At 69.5% G+C, this 22,542-nt stretch carries 14 protein-coding genes and 3 pseudogenes; 9 read left to right on the top strand and 8 right to left on the bottom strand.

The annotated features are described in order from the left end of the window. Positions 1-26: 26 nt before the first annotated feature. Positions 27-7,448, top strand: coding sequence for a type I polyketide synthase (locus EV562_RS10930; protein WP_133886513.1), 7,422 nt, complete (start codon positions 27-29; stop codon positions 7,446-7,448). A 38-nt stretch (positions 7,449-7,486) separates the two neighbouring features. Further along, complete coding sequence (locus EV562_RS10925; protein WP_133886512.1) at positions 7,487-8,338, top strand: hypothetical protein; 852 nt, start codon at positions 7,487-7,489, stop codon at positions 8,336-8,338. On the opposite strand, the gene EV562_RS10920 is transcribed toward EV562_RS10925, so the two are convergent. Further along, positions 8,322-9,167 carry an aldehyde dehydrogenase family protein gene (locus EV562_RS10920; RefSeq protein ID WP_347877070.1) on the bottom strand — a complete coding sequence of 282 codons (846 nt, stop codon included), beginning with the start codon at positions 9,165-9,167 and terminating at the stop codon, positions 8,322-8,324. The two genes, EV562_RS10925 and EV562_RS10920, sit on opposite strands and share 17 nt — an antisense overlap. Before the next feature lie 683 nt (positions 9,168-9,850). Here EV562_RS10920 and EV562_RS10915 point away from each other — a divergent pair. Beyond that, the gene (locus tag EV562_RS10915) at positions 9,851-10,741 is read left to right on the top strand and encodes an SDR family NAD(P)-dependent oxidoreductase (protein WP_133886510.1); all 891 of its coding nucleotides are present in this window, start codon (positions 9,851-9,853) and stop codon (positions 10,739-10,741) included. Between the two features lie 609 nt (positions 10,742-11,350). Here the strand turns inward: EV562_RS10915 and EV562_RS10910 are convergent. Both EV562_RS10910 and EV562_RS10905 read right to left on the bottom strand, forming a co-directional pair. Next, positions 11,351-12,034: an ABC transporter ATP-binding protein gene (locus tag EV562_RS10910; RefSeq protein ID WP_133886509.1), complete on the bottom strand. Its 684-nt coding sequence runs from the start codon at positions 12,032-12,034 to the stop codon at positions 11,351-11,353. Next, complete coding sequence (locus EV562_RS10905; RefSeq protein ID WP_133886508.1) at positions 12,031-13,119, bottom strand: FtsX-like permease family protein; 1,089 nt, start codon at positions 13,117-13,119, stop codon at positions 12,031-12,033. The genes EV562_RS10910 and EV562_RS10905 overlap by 4 nt, the downstream gene beginning before the upstream one ends. A gap of 173 nt (positions 13,120-13,292) precedes the next feature. Here EV562_RS10905 and EV562_RS10900 point away from each other — a divergent pair, with 173 nt between their 5' ends. The 4 genes from EV562_RS10900 (at position 13,293) to EV562_RS10885 (ending at position 16,457) form a co-directional block, all read left to right on the top strand. Then, the gene (locus EV562_RS10900) at positions 13,293-14,504 is read left to right on the top strand and encodes a sensor histidine kinase (protein WP_133886507.1); all 1,212 of its coding nucleotides are present in this window, start codon (positions 13,293-13,295) and stop codon (positions 14,502-14,504) included. Beyond that, entirely contained in the window at positions 14,501-15,139 is a 639-nt protein-coding gene (locus tag EV562_RS10895; protein ID WP_133886506.1) for a response regulator transcription factor, read from the top strand. Before EV562_RS10900 ends, EV562_RS10895 begins: the two co-directional genes overlap by 4 nt. Before the next feature lie 106 nt (positions 15,140-15,245). Beyond that, positions 15,246-15,563 carry a hypothetical protein gene (locus EV562_RS10890; RefSeq protein ID WP_133886505.1) on the top strand — a complete coding sequence of 106 codons (318 nt, stop codon included), beginning with the start codon at positions 15,246-15,248 and terminating at the stop codon, positions 15,561-15,563. Between the two features lie 312 nt (positions 15,564-15,875). Then, entirely contained in the window at positions 15,876-16,457 is a 582-nt protein-coding gene (locus EV562_RS10885; RefSeq protein ID WP_133886504.1) for a GNAT family N-acetyltransferase, read from the top strand. A gap of 260 nt (positions 16,458-16,717) precedes the next feature. On the opposite strand, the gene EV562_RS10880 is transcribed toward EV562_RS10885, so the two are convergent. The 3 genes and pseudogenes from EV562_RS10880 to EV562_RS35535 form a co-directional block, all read right to left on the bottom strand. Further along, positions 16,718-17,386 carry a nucleotidyl transferase AbiEii/AbiGii toxin family protein gene (locus EV562_RS10880; protein WP_208298330.1) on the bottom strand — a complete coding sequence of 223 codons (669 nt, stop codon included), beginning with the start codon at positions 17,384-17,386 and terminating at the stop codon, positions 16,718-16,720. 5 nt (positions 17,387-17,391) lie between these two features. Beyond that, complete coding sequence (locus EV562_RS10875) at positions 17,392-17,784, bottom strand: hypothetical protein (RefSeq protein WP_133886502.1); 393 nt, start codon at positions 17,782-17,784, stop codon at positions 17,392-17,394. Between the two features lie 572 nt (positions 17,785-18,356). Beyond that, positions 18,357-18,516, bottom strand: a pseudogene (locus EV562_RS35535) (DUF475 domain-containing protein); the annotation flags it as partial. A gap of 157 nt (positions 18,517-18,673) precedes the next feature. Between EV562_RS35535 and EV562_RS35530 the strand changes: the two are divergent. Then, positions 18,674-18,801, top strand: a pseudogene (locus tag EV562_RS35530) (transposase); the annotation flags it as partial. After that, positions 18,801-19,087, top strand: a pseudogene (locus EV562_RS10865) (LuxR C-terminal-related transcriptional regulator); the annotation flags it as partial. The pseudogenes EV562_RS35530 and EV562_RS10865, both read left to right, overlap by 1 nt. 359 nt (positions 19,088-19,446) lie before the next feature. Here EV562_RS10865 and EV562_RS10860 read toward each other — a convergent pair. Together EV562_RS10860 and EV562_RS10855 are read right to left on the bottom strand one after the other, a co-directional pair. Continuing rightward, the gene (locus EV562_RS10860) at positions 19,447-19,743 is read right to left on the bottom strand and encodes an antibiotic biosynthesis monooxygenase family protein (protein ID WP_243860026.1); all 297 of its coding nucleotides are present in this window, start codon (positions 19,741-19,743) and stop codon (positions 19,447-19,449) included. A gap of 118 nt (positions 19,744-19,861) precedes the next feature. After that, entirely contained in the window at positions 19,862-22,402 is a 2,541-nt protein-coding gene (locus tag EV562_RS10855) for an MMPL family transporter (RefSeq protein ID WP_133886500.1), read from the bottom strand. Positions 22,403-22,542 lie beyond the last annotated feature (140 nt).

The following is a 22,542-nucleotide window of genomic DNA, read 5'->3' as shown; positions in this document are numbered from 1 at the left end:
CGCCGTTCCCTCCCCGGAGATCAGCCTTGTCTGCACATCTGCCGTTCCCGCCCGATGACTCCATCGCCGTCGTCGGGGCCGCTTGCCGGCTTCCCGGCGGCGTTCACTCGCTCGCCGATCTCTGGGCCGTGCTGGTCACCGGGCGAGACATGGTCGGTGAGGTTCCCGCGGACCGTTTCCCAGCTGGTGACTTCGTCGACGCCGTCCGACGGCGCCCGGGGCAGTCCTACACCGCCGCCGGCGGCTTCCTGCAGGACGTCTACGGCTTCGATGCCTCCTGTTTCACAGGGATCTCGCCTCGCGAGGCGTCCCGCATGGATCCGCAGCAGCGGCTGCTTCTGGAGATGGCGGTCGAGGCGCTGGACGACGCCGGCATCGACTCCACGGCCCTTGAGGCGACCGACACATCGGTGTTCATCGGCTGCTCCAGCCGGGACTACGGTGAGCTGCAGGCGTGCTCCCCGGAGTCGGGTAACCCCTACACCGTCACCGGTATGGCAGGCGCCATCGTCGCCAACCGGCTGTCGCACTTCTTCGACTGGCGCGGCCAGTCGGTCATGGTCGACACGGCTTGCTCCTCGGCGCTGACGGCTGTGCACCAGGCGTGTGAGCATCTCAAGGCCGGTCATTCCCGCATCGCTGTGGCGGGCGGTGTCAACGTCCTGATCAATCCACAGGGTTTCAGCGGGTTCTCGGCCGCGTCGATGCTCTCCCCGACGGGCCGCTGCCGTGCCTTCTCCGCACGGGCGGACGGTTTCGTGCGCGCCGAGGGCGGCGGTCTGGTGCTGCTGAAGCGACTCGCCGACGCACGCCGCGATGGCGACCGCATTCACGGCGTGATTCTCGGCAGCGGGACCAACAACGACGGCCGTACACCCGGGCTGGCGCTGCCCAGCGCGTCCGCCCAGCAGGCTCTGCTGAGCGAGGTGTACGAACGGGCCGGTGTGCTCCCCGACGACCTCGCCTATCTGGAGGCTCACGGCACCGGCACCCCGGTGGGAGACCCGCTGGAGTGCGAGGCCGTCGGCCGAGTGCTGGGCCGCGGCCGCAACACCGGCGCGCTGCCGATCGGGTCGGTCAAGACGAACATCGGGCATCTGGAGGCCGCCTCGGGCATCGCCGGCCTGCTCAAGGCGCTTCTCGTCCTGAAGCACCGGCAGATCCCGGCTTCCCTCCACTGTGAGGAACTGAATCCAGCCATCGACTTCACCGGCCTCAACGTGCAGCCGGTGACCCGGCCGCAGCCCCTCGTCCACGACGGTCTGCCGTTGGCGGGAGTGAACTCCTTCGGATTCGGAGGCGCCAACGCGCACGTGATTCTGGCAGCCTCCGCACCGAACACCCCTGGCACCGAGAAGACCTCGGAGGGTTCGTCGTGCCACCCCGTCCTGCCGGTCGTGGTCTCGGCCCGCACCGAACAGGCCCTTCGGGTCGCGTGCCAGGAGATGGCGCAGCACCTGCAGTTCACCACCGACGCCTTCTACGACGTGGCGTACACGGCCACGGTGCGGCGGCACCATCACGAACGCCGCGCCGGTGTGCTGGCCGCCTCCGCCGCCGAGGCGGCCGATGCCCTGCTGTCGATGGCCGGGACTGAGGACGGGGACCACTCCGCGTGGGTGACCGGCCGACCGGGGAAGGTGGCCTTCGTCTTCAGCGGCAACGGCTCCCAGTGGCCGGGCATGGGTACCGATCTGCTGCGTAACGAGCCCGCCTTCCGTTCTGCGGTCGAGGCCGTCGACTCCGAACTCGCACCGCACCTGGGCTGGTCGGTACTGGACGAGTTGCTCGCAGACGCGCCACGCCTCGCCCGGACGGAGGTGGCGCAGCCCCTGCTCTTCGCCCTGCAGATCGGTCTGCTGCGTCTGCTCGCCTCATACGGCGTCGAGCCCGACGCCGTGACCGGCCACAGCGTCGGTGAGATCGCCGCCGCGTACGCGAGCGGCTGCCTCGACCTGGGGCAAGCCTGCCAGGTGGTCGTCGCCCGCAGCACCGCCCAGGCGGCCACCGCCGGGACCGGGCGCATGGCCGCATGCGGTCTGGGCCCGAAAGCGGCTGAGAAGGAACTCGCCGCCTACCACGGCCGCATCGAGCTGGCCGGAATCAACAGCGACCACGACGTCACCCTGGCGGGCCACGCAGAGGCGCTGGCAGACCTGGGACGGCAACTCACCACGCGGGAGGTGTTCTTCCGCGAGCTCGACCTCGACTACGCCTTCCACACCAGGGCCATGGACCCCGTCCGGCAGGATCTCACCGACAGCCTGCTGCCACTCCGACCCGGTCGCCACCAGCGGACGTTCGTCTCCACCGTGACGGGAGACCGCCTCGAGGGCAGCCGCCTCGACGCCGACTACTGGTGGCGCAACGTCCGTGAACCGGTGCGCTTCGCCGAGGCCGTTCGTGCGCTCGTCGACAGCGGATGCACGCAGTTCGTGGAGATCGGCCCCCACGCCGTACTGGCCGGCTACCTGCGCCGCCTGGTCGGAACGGACGCCACCGTAGCGCTGTGCCGACGTGAGCAGGACGCCCCCACCGCCATCCGCCGCGGGGCCGCTCGCCTGATCGCCGCCGGCGCACGTCTCCGCTGCTTCCTCCGGCCCGGCGCAGTGGTCTCCCTGCCGTCATACCCATTCCAGCGCGAGCAGTGCTGCAACGGACAGCCCGACTGGTGGGTCACCGTGCCGCAGGACAAGACCCTCACCCATCCGCTCCTCGGCCGGCGTGCCGCGGTCGCCGAACCGGCCTGGCACCAACTGCTGAGCACCAGCCGCCTCGGCTGGCTCAACGACCACCAGGTGGACGGCAGCGTCGTCATGCCCGGAGCCGGCTACGTCGAGGCGTTTCTCGCCGCCGGGCGGGCCGCCTTCAGCGCCGCATGCGAGGTGACGGACCTGGACATCGTCCGTCCCCTTGCCCTTCCGGCCGGTGACGATCCCACGAGCGTCACCGTCCAGACCTCCCTCTCCCTGGAGGACGGCCTGGCTTGTTTCGCCTCCCGGACCACGCCTACGGGCGACTGGACGTTGCACGCCCGCGGACGCGTACGCCGCCTCCTCGATCCCGCTCCCTCGGCGATCGACCCGCCCGCAGTGCGCTCCCGCCTGTCCGGGCCGGTGATCGCGGCCACCACCCACTACGACCGTGCCGCACGGGCCGGCCTGGCCTACGGACCCACCTTCCAGGTCCTGACGAGCCTGCACGTGGGCGATGGCGAGACACTGGCCTCTTACCGGCTGCCCCTGGATGATCAGCAGCACCTCGAAGCCCACCCGGTCATCCTGGACGGGGCGCTGCAGGCGTCCGGCCCGCTGCTGGCCGCCGCGGCGGACGGCAAGATGTTCCTCCCCACCGCTGTCGAGGCCACTCGCGTGTGGCGATCGCTGCCCAGTCAGGGGCTCGTTCACGTACGCCTGCGCGACCTGTCCGGCTCCGACGCGCTCGTCGACATCACGATCGCGGGGGAGGACGGCACCGTCTGGGCGGAGTTGACCGGCTGCCGCATGAGGGCCGTGGCGGCCGCCGCGGCACAGCCGGCACCGGTCCAGGAGCTGACCCACACCCTGCGAGCCACCAGCAGAACCTCTCTCCGATCCGACGCGGCCTGCCCCTGGCCGGACTTGGAGGAGACCGTGAGGGCCACCGCCGGGCAGCGCTCGGAACTGGACGCCCGGCATCCCGACGGTTATGCGGCCTTCGCGCCCCAGGTCAAGACCGCGGTCGGGCACTGGGCGGTGGCCGCTTTCACGGAACTTCTCCCGCAGGCCGACGAGTTCGGCATCGATGACCTCCTGGCTGCCGGCGTATGCCCACACCACGGGCGCTACGTGCGTCTGCTGGCACGCCTGGCCGAGGGGGCCGGTCTGCTCCGTACGGTGACCGCCGAGGGGGAGGACCGCTGGCGCCAGACCGGCGTCGCACAGCCACACGAGCAGACACAGCAACTGGTCGACCGCTTCCCCGAGTGGGTCACCGCCATTGCCGTCTACGTCCGCTGCGGCAGGCATCTGACCGACATCCTCACCGGCCGGGTCGACCCGCGTGAACTGCTGTTCACCGAGGCAGACCGACACCTAGTCGAGGGGTTCTACTCCGACACACCGCAGGTACGGATGCATGCCCGCCACGCGAGCGTCCTGCTGGCCCGCATGGTGCGGGACTGGCCGCAGGACCGGCCGCTGCGCGTCCTGGAGGTCGGAGCCGGAACCGGCGGCCTCACCGGGCACCTGCTTCCGCTCCTGCCAGCACCCCTGACGACCTACGTCTTCAGCGACGTCTCCGCCGCCTTCTTCCCTCGCGCCCGAACCCGCTTCACGGACTTCGACTTCGTTACCTACCGCACCCTCGATCTCAACACCGATGCATGGCAACAGGGCTTCACGCCCGGCAGTTTCGATCTGATCGTCGCCTCGAACGTGCTGCACGCCACGCGGGACCTCAGGGCGAGTTGCGGGCGCATCGCCGAACTGCTCGCCCCGGGCGGTCAGCTGCTGGCCGTCGAGAGCCATGACACCGACATCCTGGGTCCCTGCTTCGGTCTGCTGGAGGAGTTCTGGGCGTTCACGGACACGGACGTGCGCAGCAGCCCGCTGCTGGACCGGGAGTCCTGGCCCGCCTTGCTGCGCACCGGCGGCTTCGACGGTGTCGTGCAGACCGGCAGTGCCCAGCCGGAGGCCGACCAGGACTACTCCGTGCTGCTCGCCCGGCGCGCCGAGTACGGCACGACCGCCGTGCCACCGGCGCCCGCACGGGCCACGGGCAACTGGGTCATCGTCACCGCGGACTCCGGCCACCCGACCGCCCAGCACCTGGGGCGCGCGCTCACAGCGGCCGGTGCCACCGGCGTCCGTATCACCGACGGTGTCACACAGCCCCTCACGTCGGCGCCGCCTCCGGTCGGAGTGGTCGCGCTCCTGCACGAGACGGCCGCCGTCGCCGACCACGTGGAGACGGTGGCCGAAAACACCGAGCTGATCAGGACGGCTGCCGCACTGTGCACACCTGCCGACGACGGAACGTCGGCCCTGTGGGTGGTCACGGGCCCCACCGGACTGTTTCCCATGCCCGAACACACCGACGAGGCCGCTCCCGTACACGCCGCCGCCTGGGGAGTAGGCCGTGTGCTGGGTAACGAACGCCCGCTGCTGAAGGTCCGTCGCGTCAGCCTGCATCCCAGCGGTGACATCGGTCAGGACACCGAGCGGCTCACCCATGAACTCCTGCACGCCGATGACGAGGACGAGGTGGTCCTGGCAGGGGGCGGACGGTTCACCCCCCGGGTCGCCGCCCTGCCGCCCGTCACACGGACCGTGCGGGCCGGCGATCATTACGCTCTGCGTCTCGAACGTACAGGCCACGACCCCGTCGTGACCTGGGCTGCTACGGACGCGCCGGTCCCCGCTCCTGGCGAGGTAGTCGTACGGGTGCGCGCCGCCGCTCTCAACTACCGCGATGTCATGCTCGCCCAGGGCATGCTCCCGCCCGGCGCCGAACCGGCCACCGGTGCCGCGCCGCGGCTCGGGCTGGAATGCGCGGGTGATGTCGTCGCCGTCGGACCCGATGTGGCCTCCTCGCACGTCGGCGACCGGGTCTACGCCTTCGCGCACGGCGCACTGGCCTCCCACGTGACCGTGCGCCTTGAGCAGACCGGCCGCATTCCCGACCACATGACCTACGCGGAAGCCACCACGCTGCCCGCCGTCTACCTCACCGTCCAGCACAGTCTGGAACGCTGCGCCGGGCTGCGGGCCGGAGAGATCCTGCTCGTCCACGGTGGTGCGGGCGGCATCGGCCTGGCCGCACTGAACCATGCCCGGCAGATCGGGGCCCGGGTCGTCGCCACCGCCGGCAGTCCGGCCAAACGTGACCTGCTGCGCGCTCTCGGTGTCGAGGACGTACTGAACTCCCGCGACCTGTCCTTCGCCCACGACGTACGAAAGCTGACGGCAGGCGGCGTCGACGTCGTCCTCAATTCCCTGGCGGGTGAAGCGATCGGACGCAGCCTGGAATGCCTGCGCCCCGGTGGCCGGTTCGTGGAACTCGGCAAGCGGGACATCTACGCCAACAGCCCACTGCTGCTGCGCCCGTTCCGCGCCAACCTGTCCTACCACGCCGTGGACATCACCCGGCTGATCGTCGACACCCCCGCCGAGGCAGCCGCCGCCTTCACCACGGTCACCCGCCGGATCACCGACGGTACCTACCGCCCGCTACCGCACCGGGCCTACCCCGCCGACCGCGTGACAGAAGCCCTCAGCAGCCTGCGTCACTCCCGGCACCTGGGCAAGGTCGTGATCACCTTCTCCGGTACCGAGCCGGTCGAGGTTCACCAGCCCGTCAGCTCGGCGCCGCTGGATCCGGCCGCGACCTACCTGATCAGCGGTGGGCTGAGCGGTCTGGGGGCCGCCACCGCCCGTCATCTCGCCGACCGCGGAGCCCGCCATCTGGCTCTCGTCGGCCGTCGCGGAGCCGCGTCCCCCGAAGCATCAGCTCTCCTCGAAGACCTCGGCCGGCGCGGTGCCCAGGCGACAGTCCACGCGGCTGACGTCACCGACCGCCAGGCCATCACCCGGATCGTCCGGGAGGCAGTCGAGCAGGGGCGCCCTGTACGGGGGATCGTCCACGCGGCGATGCAGTTGGACGACGCGCCGCTCGACGAGCTGACACCCGGTCGCGTCCGCCGAGTTCTCGCGGCCAAGGTCCGGGGCGCGCAGATCCTCGATGAGGCCGGCACGGACTGCGTACTCGACTTCTTCGTCACCTACTCCTCCGTCGCCGCGCTCGTCGGCAACCTCCACCAGGCCCCGTACGCCGCCGCCAACCTCTACCTGGAGAGCCTGATGCGCAGGCGGCGAGCGGAGGGGCGCCCCGGCCTGGCACTGGCCTGGGGCGGCATCAGTGATACCGGCTACGTCGCCCGGACACTGATGGCCGAGACCATCGCCCGCTCCGGAATCGGCCTGATCAGTCCGCGGACGGCCTTGGCCGCCCTCGACCGGCACCTCGCGCTGGGCAGAGAGCCGGCCGTCACCGTCGGGGTCATGGACTGGGAACGACTCGCCCACATCCTGCCCGCTTTGACCGGACCGCGCTTCAGTGCACAACTGCACGACGTGACAGGCAGAACCTCCCCGCGAGCCGCTGACGGCCTCAGGCAGCGTCTCAAGACGGCCGGAAGCGGCGCCGAACGCATCACCCTCGTCACAGACGCTCTCACGGCACTTGCAGCAGACATCCTGCAGACCAGCCCGGACCGCGTCAGCACCACCGCCAACCTCACGGACCTCGGCCTCGACTCACTGATGGGCGCCGAACTCAAGGTTCAGGTGCAACGGGCGTTCGGGTGCGAGCTGCCCCTGATGGAACTCATGGGCGCGGCCACTCTGGCCGGCGTCGCCCAACGCCTCGACGTCCTGGTCCAACGGCACGAACAGGAGCCGACCGGCTGAGGAAGCACCGCAGCCGGATGCCACCGAAAGGTTCCCTGATGATGCAAGTCGACTTCTTCCTCGCCTATGGAACGGGCGCCCTGTTCGCGGCATCTGCCGTTCGGCAGACACACGGCGGACGACACGCTCCGACGAACCGGCGCTTCAGGCGGCTCAGTGCCTCCCTCGTCCCGTGTGCGCTGTTCCACGCTCTCCTGCTGGCGCCGTCCTGCGTGTGGCTGCTGTCACGGTTCCCCGCGTGGGAGACCATGCACGTGATGCAGAGCGCACCGGTATGGGGGAGGGCGCTCTTCGGAGCGAGTACCGTCGCCTTCGGCATCGCTGGATGCATCGCCGGACACTGGTTCCTGGCGAAGGGCAGTCTGCCGGCGGCTTACGCGAACCTGACCGCTCCCTGGGCCTTGGCGTTCGGCGTGCTGACGTACGGCTGGGACGGCCAGGGCTACTGCCGGTTTCTGTCGCCCACGGCCTTCGACCCTGCCTCCTGCGTAAACCGACCCTTGCGGCACATGGCAGGGGTCTGGGCGCGCGCCGACGTCGCGATCGCGTTGGCCGCTGTCGTCATGGTGGGCGTATCCGCTGCAGTGGTGGTGATGACGTGTCTGCACGCGGTCGGGGCACGGCAGGAGGGACTCTCGGCGACCCGGTGCGTCCTGGCTTTCCTGGGTTTCGTCGTGGGCGGTGTGTTCCTGCCCAGCCTGGTCGCCGCGGTGCTCGTAGCCGCGACGGCCTGGATTGCCGGACCGGCGGCGGGGGCAGGGACGCTGGCCTCGCTTCTTCTGCTGTGCGGCAGAATCGGCCGCGCTCAGTGGAGGACGCCCTTGAGCGCTGTACTGATGCCAGGTCTCGCCCCCCAGTCCCGCGCGGGTGCTCTCACCGGCGCAAGGTGAAGAACGGGCGTACGAGACGGAGGTCGTCCACCCCGAGGGCGGCGAACTGCGGTGCGAGCTGGCTCAATGAGCTCGCGGTGTGGACGACCACATGTCGCCCTGTTCCGCGGGCCGCCCAGAGCACCTCCGACCAGGCGGTGAACGGCGCGACAACCGCAACAGGGCCTGGAGGGATACGGGCCGTGTCGACCAGGTCGAGATCTTTTTGACTCAGCACCACCGGACTGTGTGTATGGCGGCCGGACGAGGAGACCTCCCCGCTGACCACCACGCGAGCGTTCTCCTCGGCCGTTCCACGCAGGTACGCCCGCACCGCGGTCACCTGCTGAGCAGAGGCCAGTCCGCTCAGCACGGTCTGTGGTGACCTGCGCGCTCGTTCACCGACCTCGCGGACCTCTGCGGCGAACAGTGCGAGGAACCGGTCGTAGTGGTGTGTGTGTACCGCCAGGACGGGCGTGGCCTCGCAGCTCCTGCCGGCGGTGCGAAAGGCGGATTGCACGGCGTCCCGTACGGCCGGACGAAGGCGAGCATCCTTGCGTACGACGAACAGACCAGGGCACGTGGTGCTCCCCGGTGCGGCCCGAGGCGTGCAGCAGGCGGTGACCGAGGCATCAGTGTGCTCGGCCAGCACCCACAACAACCGGCGGTCCTGGCCTTCCAGTTGCTGCCAGGCGCCGCCCGGAAGACCGGCCTCCAGAGCCAGCGCACGCAGGTGAGCGGCCATCGGCAGGGCATGTGAGGGGACAGCGGTGACGACACAGTCCCCGTCGAGCAGCGCCGGCACCACCCCGTTGAGGACGTGGGTCAGCGGCGCGGCATCGTCGTTCAAGGAGAGCACGACGTGTACCGCGGGCGGCTTGTCGGCCCGGGCTCGCGGAGTTCGTCTCCAGCCGTTCCGGTGCGCCCGGAAAGCGGCGCGTTGGTCGGTCACGACGTCACCACGGCACAGACCGCCCGTCTGCATGGCCAGGCGAGCCAGTCGAGATGCGTCTTTTCGAGCCAGGGCGACGAACCGCACGGCCCACTGCCGACGATGTGCCGGAGGCCGGCTGCTCCAGGCCAGTCCGGCGACGCGTGCTCGGGAGACGGCGGTCATGACGTCGTGGGGGGCCGTCGGGCCCGCGGGAGGGACACCAGAGGGGTCGGCGGGGGATGCGCCTGGGGGCGCGGCTCCTCCAGTCACCGCAGGACCCGTCCAGGTGCCGAGCTGCGGGACGGGCTCGAGGCGAACGTATTCGGCGCGGTAGAACCGCCAAGGATCATGACCTGGAAACGAGTGCTCCCTGGACCTGGTCACGCGCACCACCCGGCAGTGGTGAACGGCCGGAGGGATCACCGCGCAGGCATCCGCGAAGCGGAGTCGGCCGTTCGGGTGACGGGCAGCGTGGGAATCGTGACCAGGCGGTAGTGTCCCGGATCGATCGGCGCCTCTGTTTCTGTGCGCCGTCTCCCCTCGGGGACGGGCTCCTCCGAGTCGATGCCCTCGTCTCTCACTCCGCATTGGAGGCGCACATGATCAATGTCCCCGCTCACCAGGCTTCCGACGCGGCCACGACTGTCCGCCGCACAGCCGTGATCACCGGAGCGACGTCCGGACTGGGCCTGGCATTCGCCGAACGACTTGCCGCGGCTGGATACCGACTCACCCTGGTCGCCCGTCGTACGGAGGTCCTGAGGGAGGTTGCCGCCCGGCTCGGCCACGGCGGTGACAGCCCACTGATCATGACGGCGGACCTGGCCACCGAAGAGGGCGTCAGCCGCCTCACCGACGGTTTGGCCGCCTCTGTCCCTGACCTGTTGATCAACAATGCCGGGTACGGGCTGCCCGCCCCTTTCCCTTTCAGCGATCCTGCCGACGAGCGGGCGCTCCTCCAAGTGAATGTCGGGTGCGTTCTGCGCGCTACGCACGCGGTACTACCGGCGATGATCAGCCGGGGAGCGGGTGCCGTCATCAATGTCGCCTCCGTCGCGGCTCACGGACCCGTATGGCTCGCCAGCACCTATCCCGCGAGCAAGTCCTGGGTGCTGGCGTTCACCGAGTCCACCGCCCGCTCCGCCCAGCTCAAGGGCAGCGGCGTACACATGATGGCTCTGCTTCCGGGCTACACGAAGACGGCCTTCCCTCATCGCGCAGGAATGACCAGCCCTCACATGCCGCGGTGGATGTGGCTGACCAGCGAGCAGGTGGTTGCCACAGCCCTGAAGGACATGGAGCGCGGTCGCACGATCAGTATCCCGAGTCTGCGCTACCGGCTGCTGTCCCAGGCGCTGCGTCACTTGCCCCGCGCGGTGACCACACGCTTCAGCCTCGACCGCGGCCAGCCTCTGCGAGGACGCAGTGACGACTCCCCTCGTGACACCGCCGGGAGTACATCTGTCCAGGATCATCACTCGATCCGGTAATCCGGGCAATGCGGCGGAGACCGAGCTGGACTCGACGGTTGCCGTGTCGCCTTGAGGAATCGCCTGGTTGGTCCGGGCGATGGTGTCGCTTCGCACAGATGTGACGCTCGATTGACGCTCCGCACGTCTCAGGGATCGCTCAAGCCGACCCAAAAGCGGACCTGACCTGCGGTTATGTCGCCCCTACCTCATGTGACATCTTTCCGATGACGTCGCACGTTGAGTACGTGGCGTTTCTAGAGCCTGCACAAAAAGGGCTCTGACCTGCGGCCTTCTCGGTTCTTCAGGTGCTGGCGGTGGTGTTCGACCTGTTTCCCGAAGTGCAAGGCGTGAAGCGCGTCGCCTGCTCGCGAACGTCGTCTGACCAGGTGCCAGCAGGCGTGCGGGGATGGCGGTGCGGTCTTTGCGTTCCTCGGTACGAGGGAATGCCGACCGCCTCGACGCTCGGTTGACGCTCGTCCTGATGGCTCGTCATTCGGGTGCGGTGCCGGTGCCCTGACGGCGTGAATTCGTCGGCGCCGCAGTCAGGTAAGCGGCGGTCCGTCCATCGGGTGTGGCTCCTGAAGGACGGATGGCCGCAGTCGCTTCGGCGCGTACCGCTGCGGGCGATCAGCGGGTCGGAGTCGGGAGGGCGAGCCGTCCGTCGTGGACTTCGGCGATCTGGTCGACGGCGGTGAGGTGGGTGTGGTCGTGGGTGACCAGGACGGTGGCGGTGGCCTGCTGGTGGGTGAGGCGGGTGATGAGGTCGAGAACGGCGGCGCCGCGTTCGTGGTCGAGGGCGCTGGTGGGTTCGTCGACGAGGAGGACGGTGGGGTCGTTCATCAGGGCGCGGGCGATGTTGACGCGCTGGCGCTGGCCTCCGGAGAGCTGGTGGGGGCGACGGCCGGCCTGGTCGGCGAGGCCGACGGCGTCGAGGAGTTCCATCGCGCGGGTGTGATCGGTGCGGGGTTTGCGGCCGTCGATCTGGGCCATGACCTGGAGTTGTTCGGCGGCGGTGAGGGAGGGCAGCAGGTTGGGCTGCTGGAAGACGATGCCGATCTTGTGGCGCCGCAGTTCGGTGAGGTCGCCGCGGGTGAGGCCGGTGGTGCTCCGGCCATCGATGGTGACGGTGCCGGTGTCGGGGGTGATCAGGGTGGCGGCGACCGCGAGGAGGCTGGACTTGCCGGATCCGGAGGGGCCCACCACGGCGGTCAGGCTGCCCCGGGGAACATGCAGGCTGACCTGGTCGAGAGCGGTGAGGCGGGTGTCGCCGTCGGGGTAGGTGAGGGTGATGTCGGTCAGGTTCAGGCTCATCGGGCGCTCCCCAGGGCGGTCAGCGGGTCGACGGAGGTGATGCGGCGGATGGACAGGGCGGCGCCGAGCGCGCCGAGGAGGATCATCACGACGGCCGGGATCAGGACGGTGGCGGGGGTGAGGAGGAACGGCACCGCCCTGCCGGCGACGAGCGCGCCGAGGGCGGCGGCGATGCCGGTGCCGATCAAGGTGCCGCCGGCCAGCAGGACGAGGGCCTGGCCGAGGGCGTCCTTGAGCAGATTGGCAGTGGAAGCGCCCAGGGCCTTGAGGACGGCGACGTCGCCGCTGCGCTGGATGGTCCAGATGGTGAAGAAGGCGCCGATGACGAGGGCGGAGATGGCGAACAGGAAGCCGCGCATCAGCTGCAGGGAGCCGTTCTCGGAGGCGTAGGAGCCGATCGCGGACAGTGAGTCGTCGGTGGAGACCGTCTTGGTGCCGGCTTGGTGGTCGGTGGCGGTCGTATCGGCCTTGGGGGTGGTGCTCAAGGCGATGACGGTTGCGGTCGGGCCGTCGTCGGTGCCGGTGGGCGGTGCGGTCTTCTGCCAGGTGTCCAGGCTGGTCCAGATCACCGGGGTGTGGCTGTAGTGGGCATCGCCTGCGACGGCGGCCACCTTCAGCTGCCGGCCTGCCAGGGTCAGGGCGTCGCCGGCCTTGACGCCGAGGTCGTCGGCGGCCGTGGTGGAGAGCACCACCGCGTTGCCAGTGATCTTGTCGCTGTCGGGGGCGAGGCGGGAGCCGGGCTCGACGCCGAAGGCCGAGACCCCGGTGCTCTTGTCTCCCGCGGTGGCCTTGGTCGTGGTGATCCCCAGCGGCTCGGCGCTTTCGACACCGGGCGCCTCGGACCACTTCTTCCACTGCTGTTCGGTGATGGTGGAGTTGGAGTACGACAGGTCCTGCCCGCCGCTGGGCGCCTGGAAGGCGATCTCGTCTGCGGGCAGGGACGTGATCGCGGAGATGTTCTGCTGCCCCAGCCCGGCCGTCAGCCCGGACAGCAGCCCGATCAGCAAGGTGATCAGCACGATGACGGTCCCCATCAGGGCGAAGCGCCCCTTGGCGAATCTCAGGTCTCTCCAGGCGACAAACACGGCCTTGGCCTGTCCTTTCCGGCGGTGGAAGCGGTAGGACTCCACCCTCGCTGCCGGCCCCCTGTGCGCGCGTCTGGCGCAGGACGGCACTTCGCGGGCCGAATGACGGCACACGGGTTCTAACTTTCGATGGAGGCCACTCCGCAGTCGGCTTTCGTAACCTGGGACGCACTGTGAACTCCGCCGCCCCTGCCCTGACCCCGACCACCCGGGCCCTGGCCTGGTGCCTGCACCTGCTGGTCATCGGCCTGCTCGCCCTATCCGTCGGCCGGGCCGTGGCCGACGAGCGGCCCCACGCCGGGTGGATCGTTGCTGCCTCGGTGGTGTGTGGCCTGGTGTACGCGGTCGGGCCCACGCTGCCGTGCGTACGCCGTTCGCGGCAGGTCGCCGCGCTGTGGCTGGCCGCCGTGGGGGCCTGCTGGCTGGTATTGCTCGCGCTGTCCCCCGATGCGGTGTGGGTGGCCTTCCCGCTGTACTTCCTCCAGCTGCATCTGCTGTCCCGCAGAGCCGGACTGGTGGCCGTGGCCGCCACCGCTGGCGCGGCCATCGCGGGCTTCGCCGCCCACCAGCACTCGTTCAGCCTGGCCATAGCCATCGGCCCCGCCCTCGGCGCCGCCGTGGTGGTCGCCGTGGTGTGGGGGTACCAGGCCCTGTACCGGGAGAGCGAACACCGCCGACGTCTGATCGAGGAACTCACCGCCACCCGCGCCGACCTGGCCGCTGCCCAGCACACCGCCGGTGTGCTGGCCGAACGCGACCGCCTGGCCCGCGAGATCCACGACACCCTCGCCCAGGGCCTCTCCAGCATCCAACTGCTGCTGCGCGCCGCCGAGCGAGCACTGCCCCAGTCACCGCAGAACGCCGCCCGCTACGTCGACCAAGCACGGCAGGCTGCCGTTGACAACCTCGCCGAGGCCCGCCGCTTCGTCGCCGCGCTCACCCCGCCCACGTTGGAAGGCAGCACCCTGGCCGGCGCCCTGGAACGACTGTGCGCCACCACGTCCGCCCGCCACCGGCTCACCGCACGCTTCCACCTCACCGGCGACCCCGCCCCGCTCGCCACCGCGCACGAGGTCGCCCTGCTGCGCATCGCCCAGTCCGCCCTTGCCAACACCGTTCGCCACGCCGAGGCCACCACCGCCGAAGTCTCCCTCAGCTACCTCGGCGACCACGTCGCCCTCGACGTCGTCGACGACGGACGCGGTTTCGACCCCGCCCTCCTGCCCGTCCCCGACCTCGAGGCCGGCGGCTTCGGGCTGGTCGCCATGCGCGCCCGCGCCCACGCCCTCGGCGGCACCCTGACGATCGAATCCGTCCCTGGCCACGGCACCGCCCTGGCCGCCCATCTGCCCCTCAAGCCGACCGAGCCCGAGGCCCGCCCGTGACCTACGACACCCCCATCCGCCTGCTTCTGGCCGACGACCACCCCGTGGTACGAGCCGGACTGCGCGCCGTGCTGGAGACCGAGCTCGGTCTCCTCGTCGTGGCCGAAGCAGCCACCGCCGAGGACGCCGTGACCCGCGCCGCCGAAGGCGACATCGACGTCGTGCTGATGGACCTGCAGTTCGGTAAGGGCATGGGCGGCGCCGAGGCCACCGCCCGGATCACCGCCCGCCCGAGTGCCCCTCGCGTGCTGATCGTCACCACCTACGATTCCGACTCCGACACCCTGCCCGCGATCGAGGCCGGCGCCACCGGCTACATCCTCAAGGACGCCCCGCCCGAGGACCTGGCCGCCGCCGTGCGCACGGCCGCCGCCGGACGCACGACACTGGCGCCGACCGTCGCGGACCGCCTGATGAACCGGCTGCGCACACCGGGCACCGCCCTGACACGGCGCGAGACCGAAGTCCTCGTCCTGGTCGCCGACGGCCTGTCCAACCAGGCCATCGGCGACCGCCTCCACCTGACCGAGGGCACCGTCAAGTCCCACCTGGCCCGCGTCTACGCCAAGCTCCGCGTCGACTCGCGCACCGCAGCGGTCGCCACTGCCACCGACCTCGGCCTCATCCGCCGCTGACCATGTGCGGCGGCCCTGCCCCGTCTCATGTCGTGCAGCCGCACGTCACCCAACCGCGTGGACCAGAACGTCTTCGACCCTGTCCTCCGCCGCAACGCTGACCGGCATGCGGCTGGAGTCGAGTCCCATTCCTCTGCACGCGCTGCGCAAGGAGATCGGCGACGAGGACTTCTTCGCGGTCCTCAGGGGCTGGCAGCGTAAGTACGCCGGCACGGACGCGGCCGTCGCGGACTTCGTCGCGTACGCCGAGAAGGCGACGGGCAAGCAGCTGGACCGGCTGTTCGGCACTTGGTTGTACGAGACCTCGAAACCCGCTGTCGGGCCGAACGGGAAGAGTGACCAGCCGTCTCTCAAGGCGGCTGCGACCAAGCAGCCGAAGTCCTGGAAGAAGCTACAGGCCGTCCAGCAGGGGCACCGTCACTGATCACGCTGACCATCGCGGGGTCTTCGACCAACGCGCCACTGGCACGCGGTTGCGTCTTGGGACGTGATGTACGGGCCCCACCTGATTCAGGTGCTGGGTCCGATGCCGAAGGGCGGGTCCGGACATGAGTACGGCCACCGGCTGGGCTTCGAGACTCGGCTCGGTCGCCGGAGAACTACAGGGCCCGACGTGGTCGAGGCTGAGCCGCTGTGAGGTTCGGCCTCGGCGCTTCCTGTGTTGACCTTGTGGCAGAGCGTGATCGTCGTCGGTTACATCATTTGCGCTTGCTCGGGGCGTGAGCACAATCGGCGCATGCAGATCTTGTCGTTCCCGGAAGCAGCCACTCCCACCGACTTGCGTGTTCAGGTGGGAGAGATCCAGGAGCAGGTGTGGCCGTCCGAGTCAGGGCCGGACGCTCCTGTTGCCACCCCCACCCATGATCCCGCACTGCGGCCGATTTCGATGTTGCTCGTGGGCGAGGGAACCGTGCTGGCCGCGCTGGACATCCTGTTCAAAGAGATCGTCCATGTCGACCGGTGCCTTTCTGCTGGTGGGCTGAGCAGGGTGGTGACGAGCGAGCAGGCACGTGGCCGTGGGTACGGTCGGCAGTTGGTGGCAGCGGCGCGGGAGAGGATGGCCGCCCAGGGCCTGGACTTGGGCCTGTTCACGTGTGATCGCCCCTTGCAGCCGTTCTATGAGAGCGCCGGTTGGCGTGTGCTTCCGGGAGCCGTGCTCATCGGAGGAACACCGCAGGACCCCTTCCCCAGCGATCAGCCCGGCTTCGACAAGGTCATGATGTCGGGCTTCTTCTCGGCTGCGGGCCGTCAGGCGCAAGCGTCGTTCCATCACTCCCGCATCGAGTTGTACCCAGGGGAGATCGACAAGCTCTGGTGATGGTCGCTGACCGGTCCGTGGCCGACGGGCCAGGGTGCAGGTGAACGTCCCTGGCCTCAGCGAGTCCTTGAAGGTGCCCCCCCTTCAGCGCGATTGAATCCGCGCTCTCAAGCGCCGCAGCCGTGTGGATGGCCGTTGGCGGCCCAGGACTCCGCTCGGCTCCGTGCAGAAAGGAGCGTCACGATAGGCGGCAGAGGCAGGGTGCTGCCGAGTTTCGTGACCGCCCGGGTGGCTGGAGCCGTGTGAAGGTTCGGGCGTGATCAGTCGATGTCCGGATCATCGGACTCTTCGAGGAGGCGGGTCGCGAGGTCGTCGGCCCACTCCACGGCCCAGATACGAAGAGCAGTGATCGTGGTCTCGTCCAGGCCGTATGCGGCGAAGGCTTCGTCGTCGGTCCACTCGGCGCCCGTGAGGTTCGCCTGCAAGTCCTCGCGCTCGAAGCGGCCGCGGGCGTGGCGGCGGCCGAACTCCTCGAGCTCGGCGTTGGTCCAGCGGCGGGAGGCGGCGAACACGTCGATCAGGTCGCGGGGCGCTCCACGGTCGGCGAGGGCGCGGACCTTTGTCCCGATCACGTCCTCCTCCGCGAGGACGGGTCCGTAAGGGCTCTGTGCGACAGGCCGCCAGAAGATCTCCTTGAGGATGTCGACTTCGCATTCCTGCTCGGTGGCTGGGTCGGTCACGGTGAAGCGCGCGGACAGTGGCGCGGTCTCCAGCGCGTGCACTTTCCAGCCGCGGTCTTCCAGACCGGCGCGGAGCGTGGCGGCGATGTCGGCCATGGGCGCCGGGTTCTCGGTGGCGACGTCGAGGTCCTGGCTGGGGCGGTTGACGAGGTGGTGCGCCCGCACGGCATATCCGCCGGTGAGGACCAGGGGATATGGGGAGCCGAGGGCGATCACATCCGCCAGGAGCCGCGTGTGCAGCTCCGGCATGTCCGTCACGCGGCGGCCTGGGTGCGGGAGGCGAGCTGAGTGAAGGCGTCTTCCCATACGGCGCGCACGGTGCGGCCGACGAGGGTGCGCAGCACCGGCCACAGCTGGAGGAGCAGATCCCGATTGAGGTAACGGGGCAGGTCGTCGCGCAGTCCCTCGTGCAGGACGGTGCGGTACAGGCCCATGCACTGGCGCGGCTTGCCCAGGTCGTACGAGGTCATCCCCGACCAGGCCATGTGCAGTGGCAGCTCCACGACCCCCTGGGTCGGGCCGTGCAACTCGTCCAGCGACTCCGGCAGGCGCCGCCGGAACTTCTCCTGGTACAGCGCGAGGTCCTCGGCGACCGGGCCCGAGAGGCCGCTCGGAGGGGGTACGGCGTGCTGTGGGCTTGAGGGCATGACTCCATTATGGCGGCCTGAGAAGCGGTGCGGGTCATGATGTGCGAGCCTGCGTCCGGAGCGAGCGGGAGCGGGCCGGTGCAGGTGAGCTGATCGTGGCAGCCTGTCCCGCCGGAAGAGAAGCGGGATGGACCGTTGGTCATGACGCTCGTTTGACGCTGTTGGTGCCCGCCCACGGGACAGCGAGCCGATAAACCGGCTCTGACCTGGCCTTTTCCGAGACTCGCTCAGGCCGACATCTTTCCGATGACTGCGCACGTTGAGTGCGTGGCGATTTTGGAGCCCGCCGCAAAGGGGCTCTGACCTGCATTTTTCTTGGCTGGATCAGGAGCGGCCTGTTGCGCTCGACCTGTTCTCCAAAGCGCACGACGTAGAGCTTGCGGACCGCTCGTGAAAGCCGCCTGACCTGGCGTTGCACGAGCGGTGCCGCGATGTCGGCGTGGTCGGCCCTTCTCCTGGCGCGAGGGGAAACCGAAGGTCTTGACGCTCGGGTGACGCTATTTCTGAAGGGTCGTCACCGACTGGCGAGGCAGGGCCCTGCCTCTCGCGCCCGATGAAGCAGGTTCTCTCTGCTCCAGGTAATCGTCGAGGGTGCCCTGACGGATCAGGTAGACGGTCAGGGACTGCAGGGTGCAGGGCGTCGACGCCCAGGTCGAGGATCATCAGGGCGCTGTCATTGGTGATGGTGAAGGCGCCGATCACACCGTCGACGGAACAGGTTGCGTTCAGGAGTCTGTGCGGGCGCCGCACCGGCACGGTCTGGAAGCTCGGCTCCGACCGCAGCTCGCCACCAGTCGGAGAGGAGCCGATACTGTCCGGTGCCGGGTGACCCTTCGTGCAAGCGTTGCTGCCCCCGCTCGGCAGACCGGGGCAGCAACGCTTGCACGATCGGCCGGTACTCAACGGGATCGTGTGGAGTTTCGGACCGGAACGGCTTGGCAGGACGTGCCCGAGCGGTACGGCTCCTGGGCCATATTGCACACCCGCTTCCGTCGATGGGTGAAAGGCGGCACCTTTCAGTGAAAGGGGGTTCCGCCCCCCGGGACCTTGCGCCCACCGTCGCCGACCGGCTGATGAACCGGCTCCGCGCTCCCGCCACCAACCTGACCCGACGTGAGACCGAAGTCCTCTCACCGGTCGCCGACGGACTGTCCGACCAGGCCATCGGCGCACGCCTCCACTTGACCGAAGGCACCGTCGATATCACCTGGCCTGCATCTATGCCAACCTCGGAACCGACTCGCGCACCGCCGCTGTGGCCACTGTCACCGCCATCGACGACCTCGGGCTCATCCGCCGCTGAACAGTATGTGGTGGGCGGTGTTTCCGTTCTCCACGACTTCAGCGGCGTCCGGAGTTGTGGTGCTGGCTGGGCTTGGTGCCCGCTCCTCTGAACCCATGTGAACGCCCACGGCCAGTTCGAGCCGGACACGCCCCCCGGACCTGGCCTCCGCCGCGGCCAGAATGCCCGGCCCCTGCACCTGGTCTGCCTACCCGTACAGGCGAGGGCGGTCCCTCGGAGCCACTGCCTGTAACTCCGAGGGGCCGCCCTTGGCCGACTCGGCGGTCACCGCGGATGCGGTGCGGTCAGGAGGCACCGTCTGCGTCATCAGGCGCGGCTCGGCCGAGCGAGTTATTCCGGCACCCGTGGGACCAGACATGTCAGCCCTGCGTGACCGCTTCGAAGACCGTGACGCGGTTGTCGTCGGAGAGCGAGTGGGTGGGGTCGGCGTGCGCGGCGCGGAATGCCTCCGACGAGGTGTAGGCGGTGAATGCGGCGTCGTCCTCGAAGTCGAGGACGGCCAGGTAGCCGTGTGCGCCCTTGCGGGGACGCAGCAGCCGTGCGTTGCGCAGCCCCGGCACGTTGGAAAGGGTGGCGCGCATTCTGACAGTGAAGTGGTCCTCGAACGCGCCCTGGGCGGGCGCGGCGAGGGTGAACTCGGTGACGGCGGTGCTCATTTCTGTCTTCTCTCGGTTGTCGGCGTGATGTCGGTGGCTGTCCCGCCCGGCCGGGGCCCGCACGGCGATGGCGATGATGTGCACCGCGTGTCCGATCGAGTCCCTCCGCGGGGTGCGGTTACAGGGCTGGAGTTGGGCTCGGGTCCGCGGCCGGTTGAGGGAGCCTGCCTGTGCGGCGGGCCCAGATTTCGAACGCGATAGTCATGAACGGGGGTACGGCGGCCAGCAGGGCGAAGATCGTGGTCCGGCCCAGCCGCCACTTCAGCCGGATCGCGGCCAGGACGGTCAGGAACACGTAGGCGATGAAGGCGGCGCCGTGGAGGGTGCCGAAGATCCGTACGCCCAGTTCGGTGGTTTCAGGAATGTACTTGAGGTACATCCCGACCAGTAGACCTGCCCACGTGCACGCTTCGATGACCGCGATCCAGGTGAACGCGCGCAGCAGACGCCCGGACCCGGGTTCGGCAGCCTGAGCGGCCGGCGCGTCGGCGGAAGGCGGTTCGGGAGTGGGCGTGGAAGGCGTCGGGGTGCCTGGGCGTGCGGGCCACAGGGCGCGGTCGCCGAGCAGGCGGACGATGGCGGGGACCAGGAGCGGGCGGATGAGGAAGGTGTCCAGCAGGATACCGAAGGCCATGGCGAAGCCGAACTGGAACAGCTCGCGGATCGGCTGGGTCATCAGGACGGCGAAGGTCGCCGCGAGGATGAGGCCCGCGGAGGAGATGACGCCGCCGGTGCGTGTCAGGGCGGCGGTGATCGCCTTCGCTGGGGGCTGGGTGCGCAGTTCCTGCTTGAACCGGCTCATGATGAAGATGTTGTAGTCGACGCCGAGCGCGACGAGGAAGACGAAGATGTACGCGGTGACGCGGTTGCCGATGCCGTCGTCACCGAGGACGGTCACGGTGAAGAAGGTGGTGGCGCCCAGGGTGGCCAGGAACGACAGGATCAGGGTCGCGACCAGGTAGAGCGGGGCAAGGAGCGAGCGGAGCAGCAGGACGAGGACCGCGGTGACGAGGGCCAGGACCAGGAGCACGATGAAGGTCGTGTCGCGGTCGAGGGCGGAGCGGATGTCGGCGTTCTGCGCGGTCTCGCCGCCGATGAGCACCGTGGCGTCCTGCACTCCGGCGGCCTGGGCCGCGGATTGTGTGGCCTGCTTGAGGGGACCGATCGCGTCGAGTGCCTTCGAGCTGTAGGGGTCGAGGTCGAGGACGACGTCGTAGAAGACGGTCTTGCCGTCCTTGCCCATGCGGGGGTCTGCTACACGGCTGACGCGATCGGCGTCGGTGAGCGCGGTGGCGATGTCGGCGGGTGCGGGGCCGGAGCGCAGGTTGTCCTGGGAATGAACAACGACGGTACTGGGAGCGATCTCGCCGGGCCCGAATTCCTCGTGGATGAGGTGCTGGCCGTGCTCCGACTCGGTGGCGGCGCGGAAGCCGCTGAGGGTGTTGAAGCTCTCCTGGTAGCCGAGCAGTCCCGCGCTCAGCACCACCAGGAGTGCGATCACGGCCGAGGCCACCCTGACGGGAGCCCGTGCGACCAGGGCGGCGATGCGGTGCCAGACGCCTGCGCCGCGACTGCGTTCGGCGGCCTTGTCCACGCCCCCGGGCCAGAACACGCCCTTGCCCAGCAGGAGGACCAGGGCGGGGATGAAGGTGAACGCCACCAGCGCCATGACGGCCACGCCCAGAGCGAGGTACGGTCCGAAGCCTTGAAGTGCCGGGGAGACGGCCACGAGCAGGGCAAACATGGCGAGCACGATGGTCGAGGCGCTGGCGAGGACGGACTCGGCGGTGCGGCGCACGGCGGCCTGCATCGCGCGGGCGCGGTCTGGCTCGTCGAGCAGGGTCTCGCGGTAGCGGGCGGTGATGATCAGCGCGTAGTCCGTGCCCACCCCGAACAGCAGCACGGTCATGATCGAGGCGGTCTGGGAGCTGACCGTGATGACTCCGGCGTCCGCGAGAATCGCGCCGAGAGTCTCCGCCACGCGCATAGCCACGCCCACGGCAAGAAGCGGCACGAGCGCCATCAGGGGCGAGCGGTAGATCGCCAGCAGGATGATCAGGACGAGCACGACGGTGGCCAGCAGCAGGACTTTGTCACCGCCGCTGAAGACCTTCACGGTGTCGGTGGCGATCCCGGCGGGGCCGGTCACCGCGACGTCGGCGGGCCCGGCCCGGTCGGACGCGAGGGCACGCACCTCGTCGACCGCATTCTGGAAGGACTCGTCCGAGGGGCTTCCCTCCATGGGCACGATGACCAGCTGAGCACCGCGGTCCTGCGAGACCAACTCGGCCGCAGCGTCGGGAGCGGTCACCGTGGAGACCACGCTCACGACATGGTCGGGTCGGCTGGTTCCGGAAAGGGCCGAGGTGATGGCGGCGACCGATTGCGTGGCGCTCTTCGCGGCGTCGGTGCCCTTGCCGCGGACCACGATGATCGCCGGCGTCGCGTCCTGGCCCGGAAGCTGGGCGCGGACGAGATCACGGGCCTTCATGGAGTCCGAGGCGGCGGGCGGCAGGTTGGCGGAGGCGTTGTCCTCGACGGATTCCAGGGCCGGGGCGACCCCGGCGAGGAGGCCCGCGATCAGGACCCAGAAGGCCACCACCACGGCGGCGCGCTTCTTCGATCCCAGGAGACATCGCAGCAGAGCGGGGGAGTTCATCGGTTGCATCGGGCAGCCTTCAGCAGGAAGTACGGACAGAACTTAGCGACAGGGTGTCTCTAAGTTGCGTCAAGCTAACACGCCCCCTCGGCCTCTCGGGCGTGGGGGTAGGTTGGCGGGAGACGGCACAGCGTCCGAGG

This window comes from Streptomyces sp. BK208, from assembly GCF_004364245.1.
Classification (GTDB): domain Bacteria; phylum Actinomycetota; class Actinomycetes; order Streptomycetales; family Streptomycetaceae; genus Streptomyces.
The sequence above is the reverse complement of the archived record's forward strand: the minus strand, read 5'-3'. Positions and strand labels throughout refer to the sequence as shown.

Bases quoted from the DNA above. Each gene is read 5' to 3' on its own strand.
- EV562_RS10890 (WP_133886505.1), top strand. From the start codon at position 15,246: ATGCGGCTGGAGTCGAGTCCCATTCCTCTGCACGCGCTGCGCAAGGAG.
- EV562_RS10860 (WP_243860026.1), bottom strand. From the start codon at position 19,743: ATGAGCACCGCCGTCACCGAGTTCACCCTCGCCGCGCCCGCCCAGGGC.
- EV562_RS10880 (WP_208298330.1), bottom strand. From the start codon at position 17,386: ATGCCGGAGCTGCACACGCGGCTCCTGGCGGATGTGATCGCCCTCGGC.
- EV562_RS10875 (WP_133886502.1), bottom strand. From the start codon at position 17,784: ATGCCCTCAAGCCCACAGCACGCCGTACCCCCTCCGAGCGGCCTCTCG.
- EV562_RS10910 (WP_133886509.1), bottom strand. From the start codon at position 12,034: ATGAGCCTGAACCTGACCGACATCACCCTCACCTACCCCGACGGCGAC.
- EV562_RS10855 (WP_133886500.1), bottom strand. From the start codon at position 22,402: ATGAACTCCCCCGCTCTGCTGCGATGTCTCCTGGGATCGAAGAAGCGC.
- EV562_RS10885 (WP_133886504.1), top strand. From the start codon at position 15,876: ATGCAGATCTTGTCGTTCCCGGAAGCAGCCACTCCCACCGACTTGCGT.
- EV562_RS10925 (WP_133886512.1), top strand. From the start codon at position 7,487: ATGATGCAAGTCGACTTCTTCCTCGCCTATGGAACGGGCGCCCTGTTC.
- EV562_RS10915 (WP_133886510.1), top strand. From the start codon at position 9,851: ATGATCAATGTCCCCGCTCACCAGGCTTCCGACGCGGCCACGACTGTC.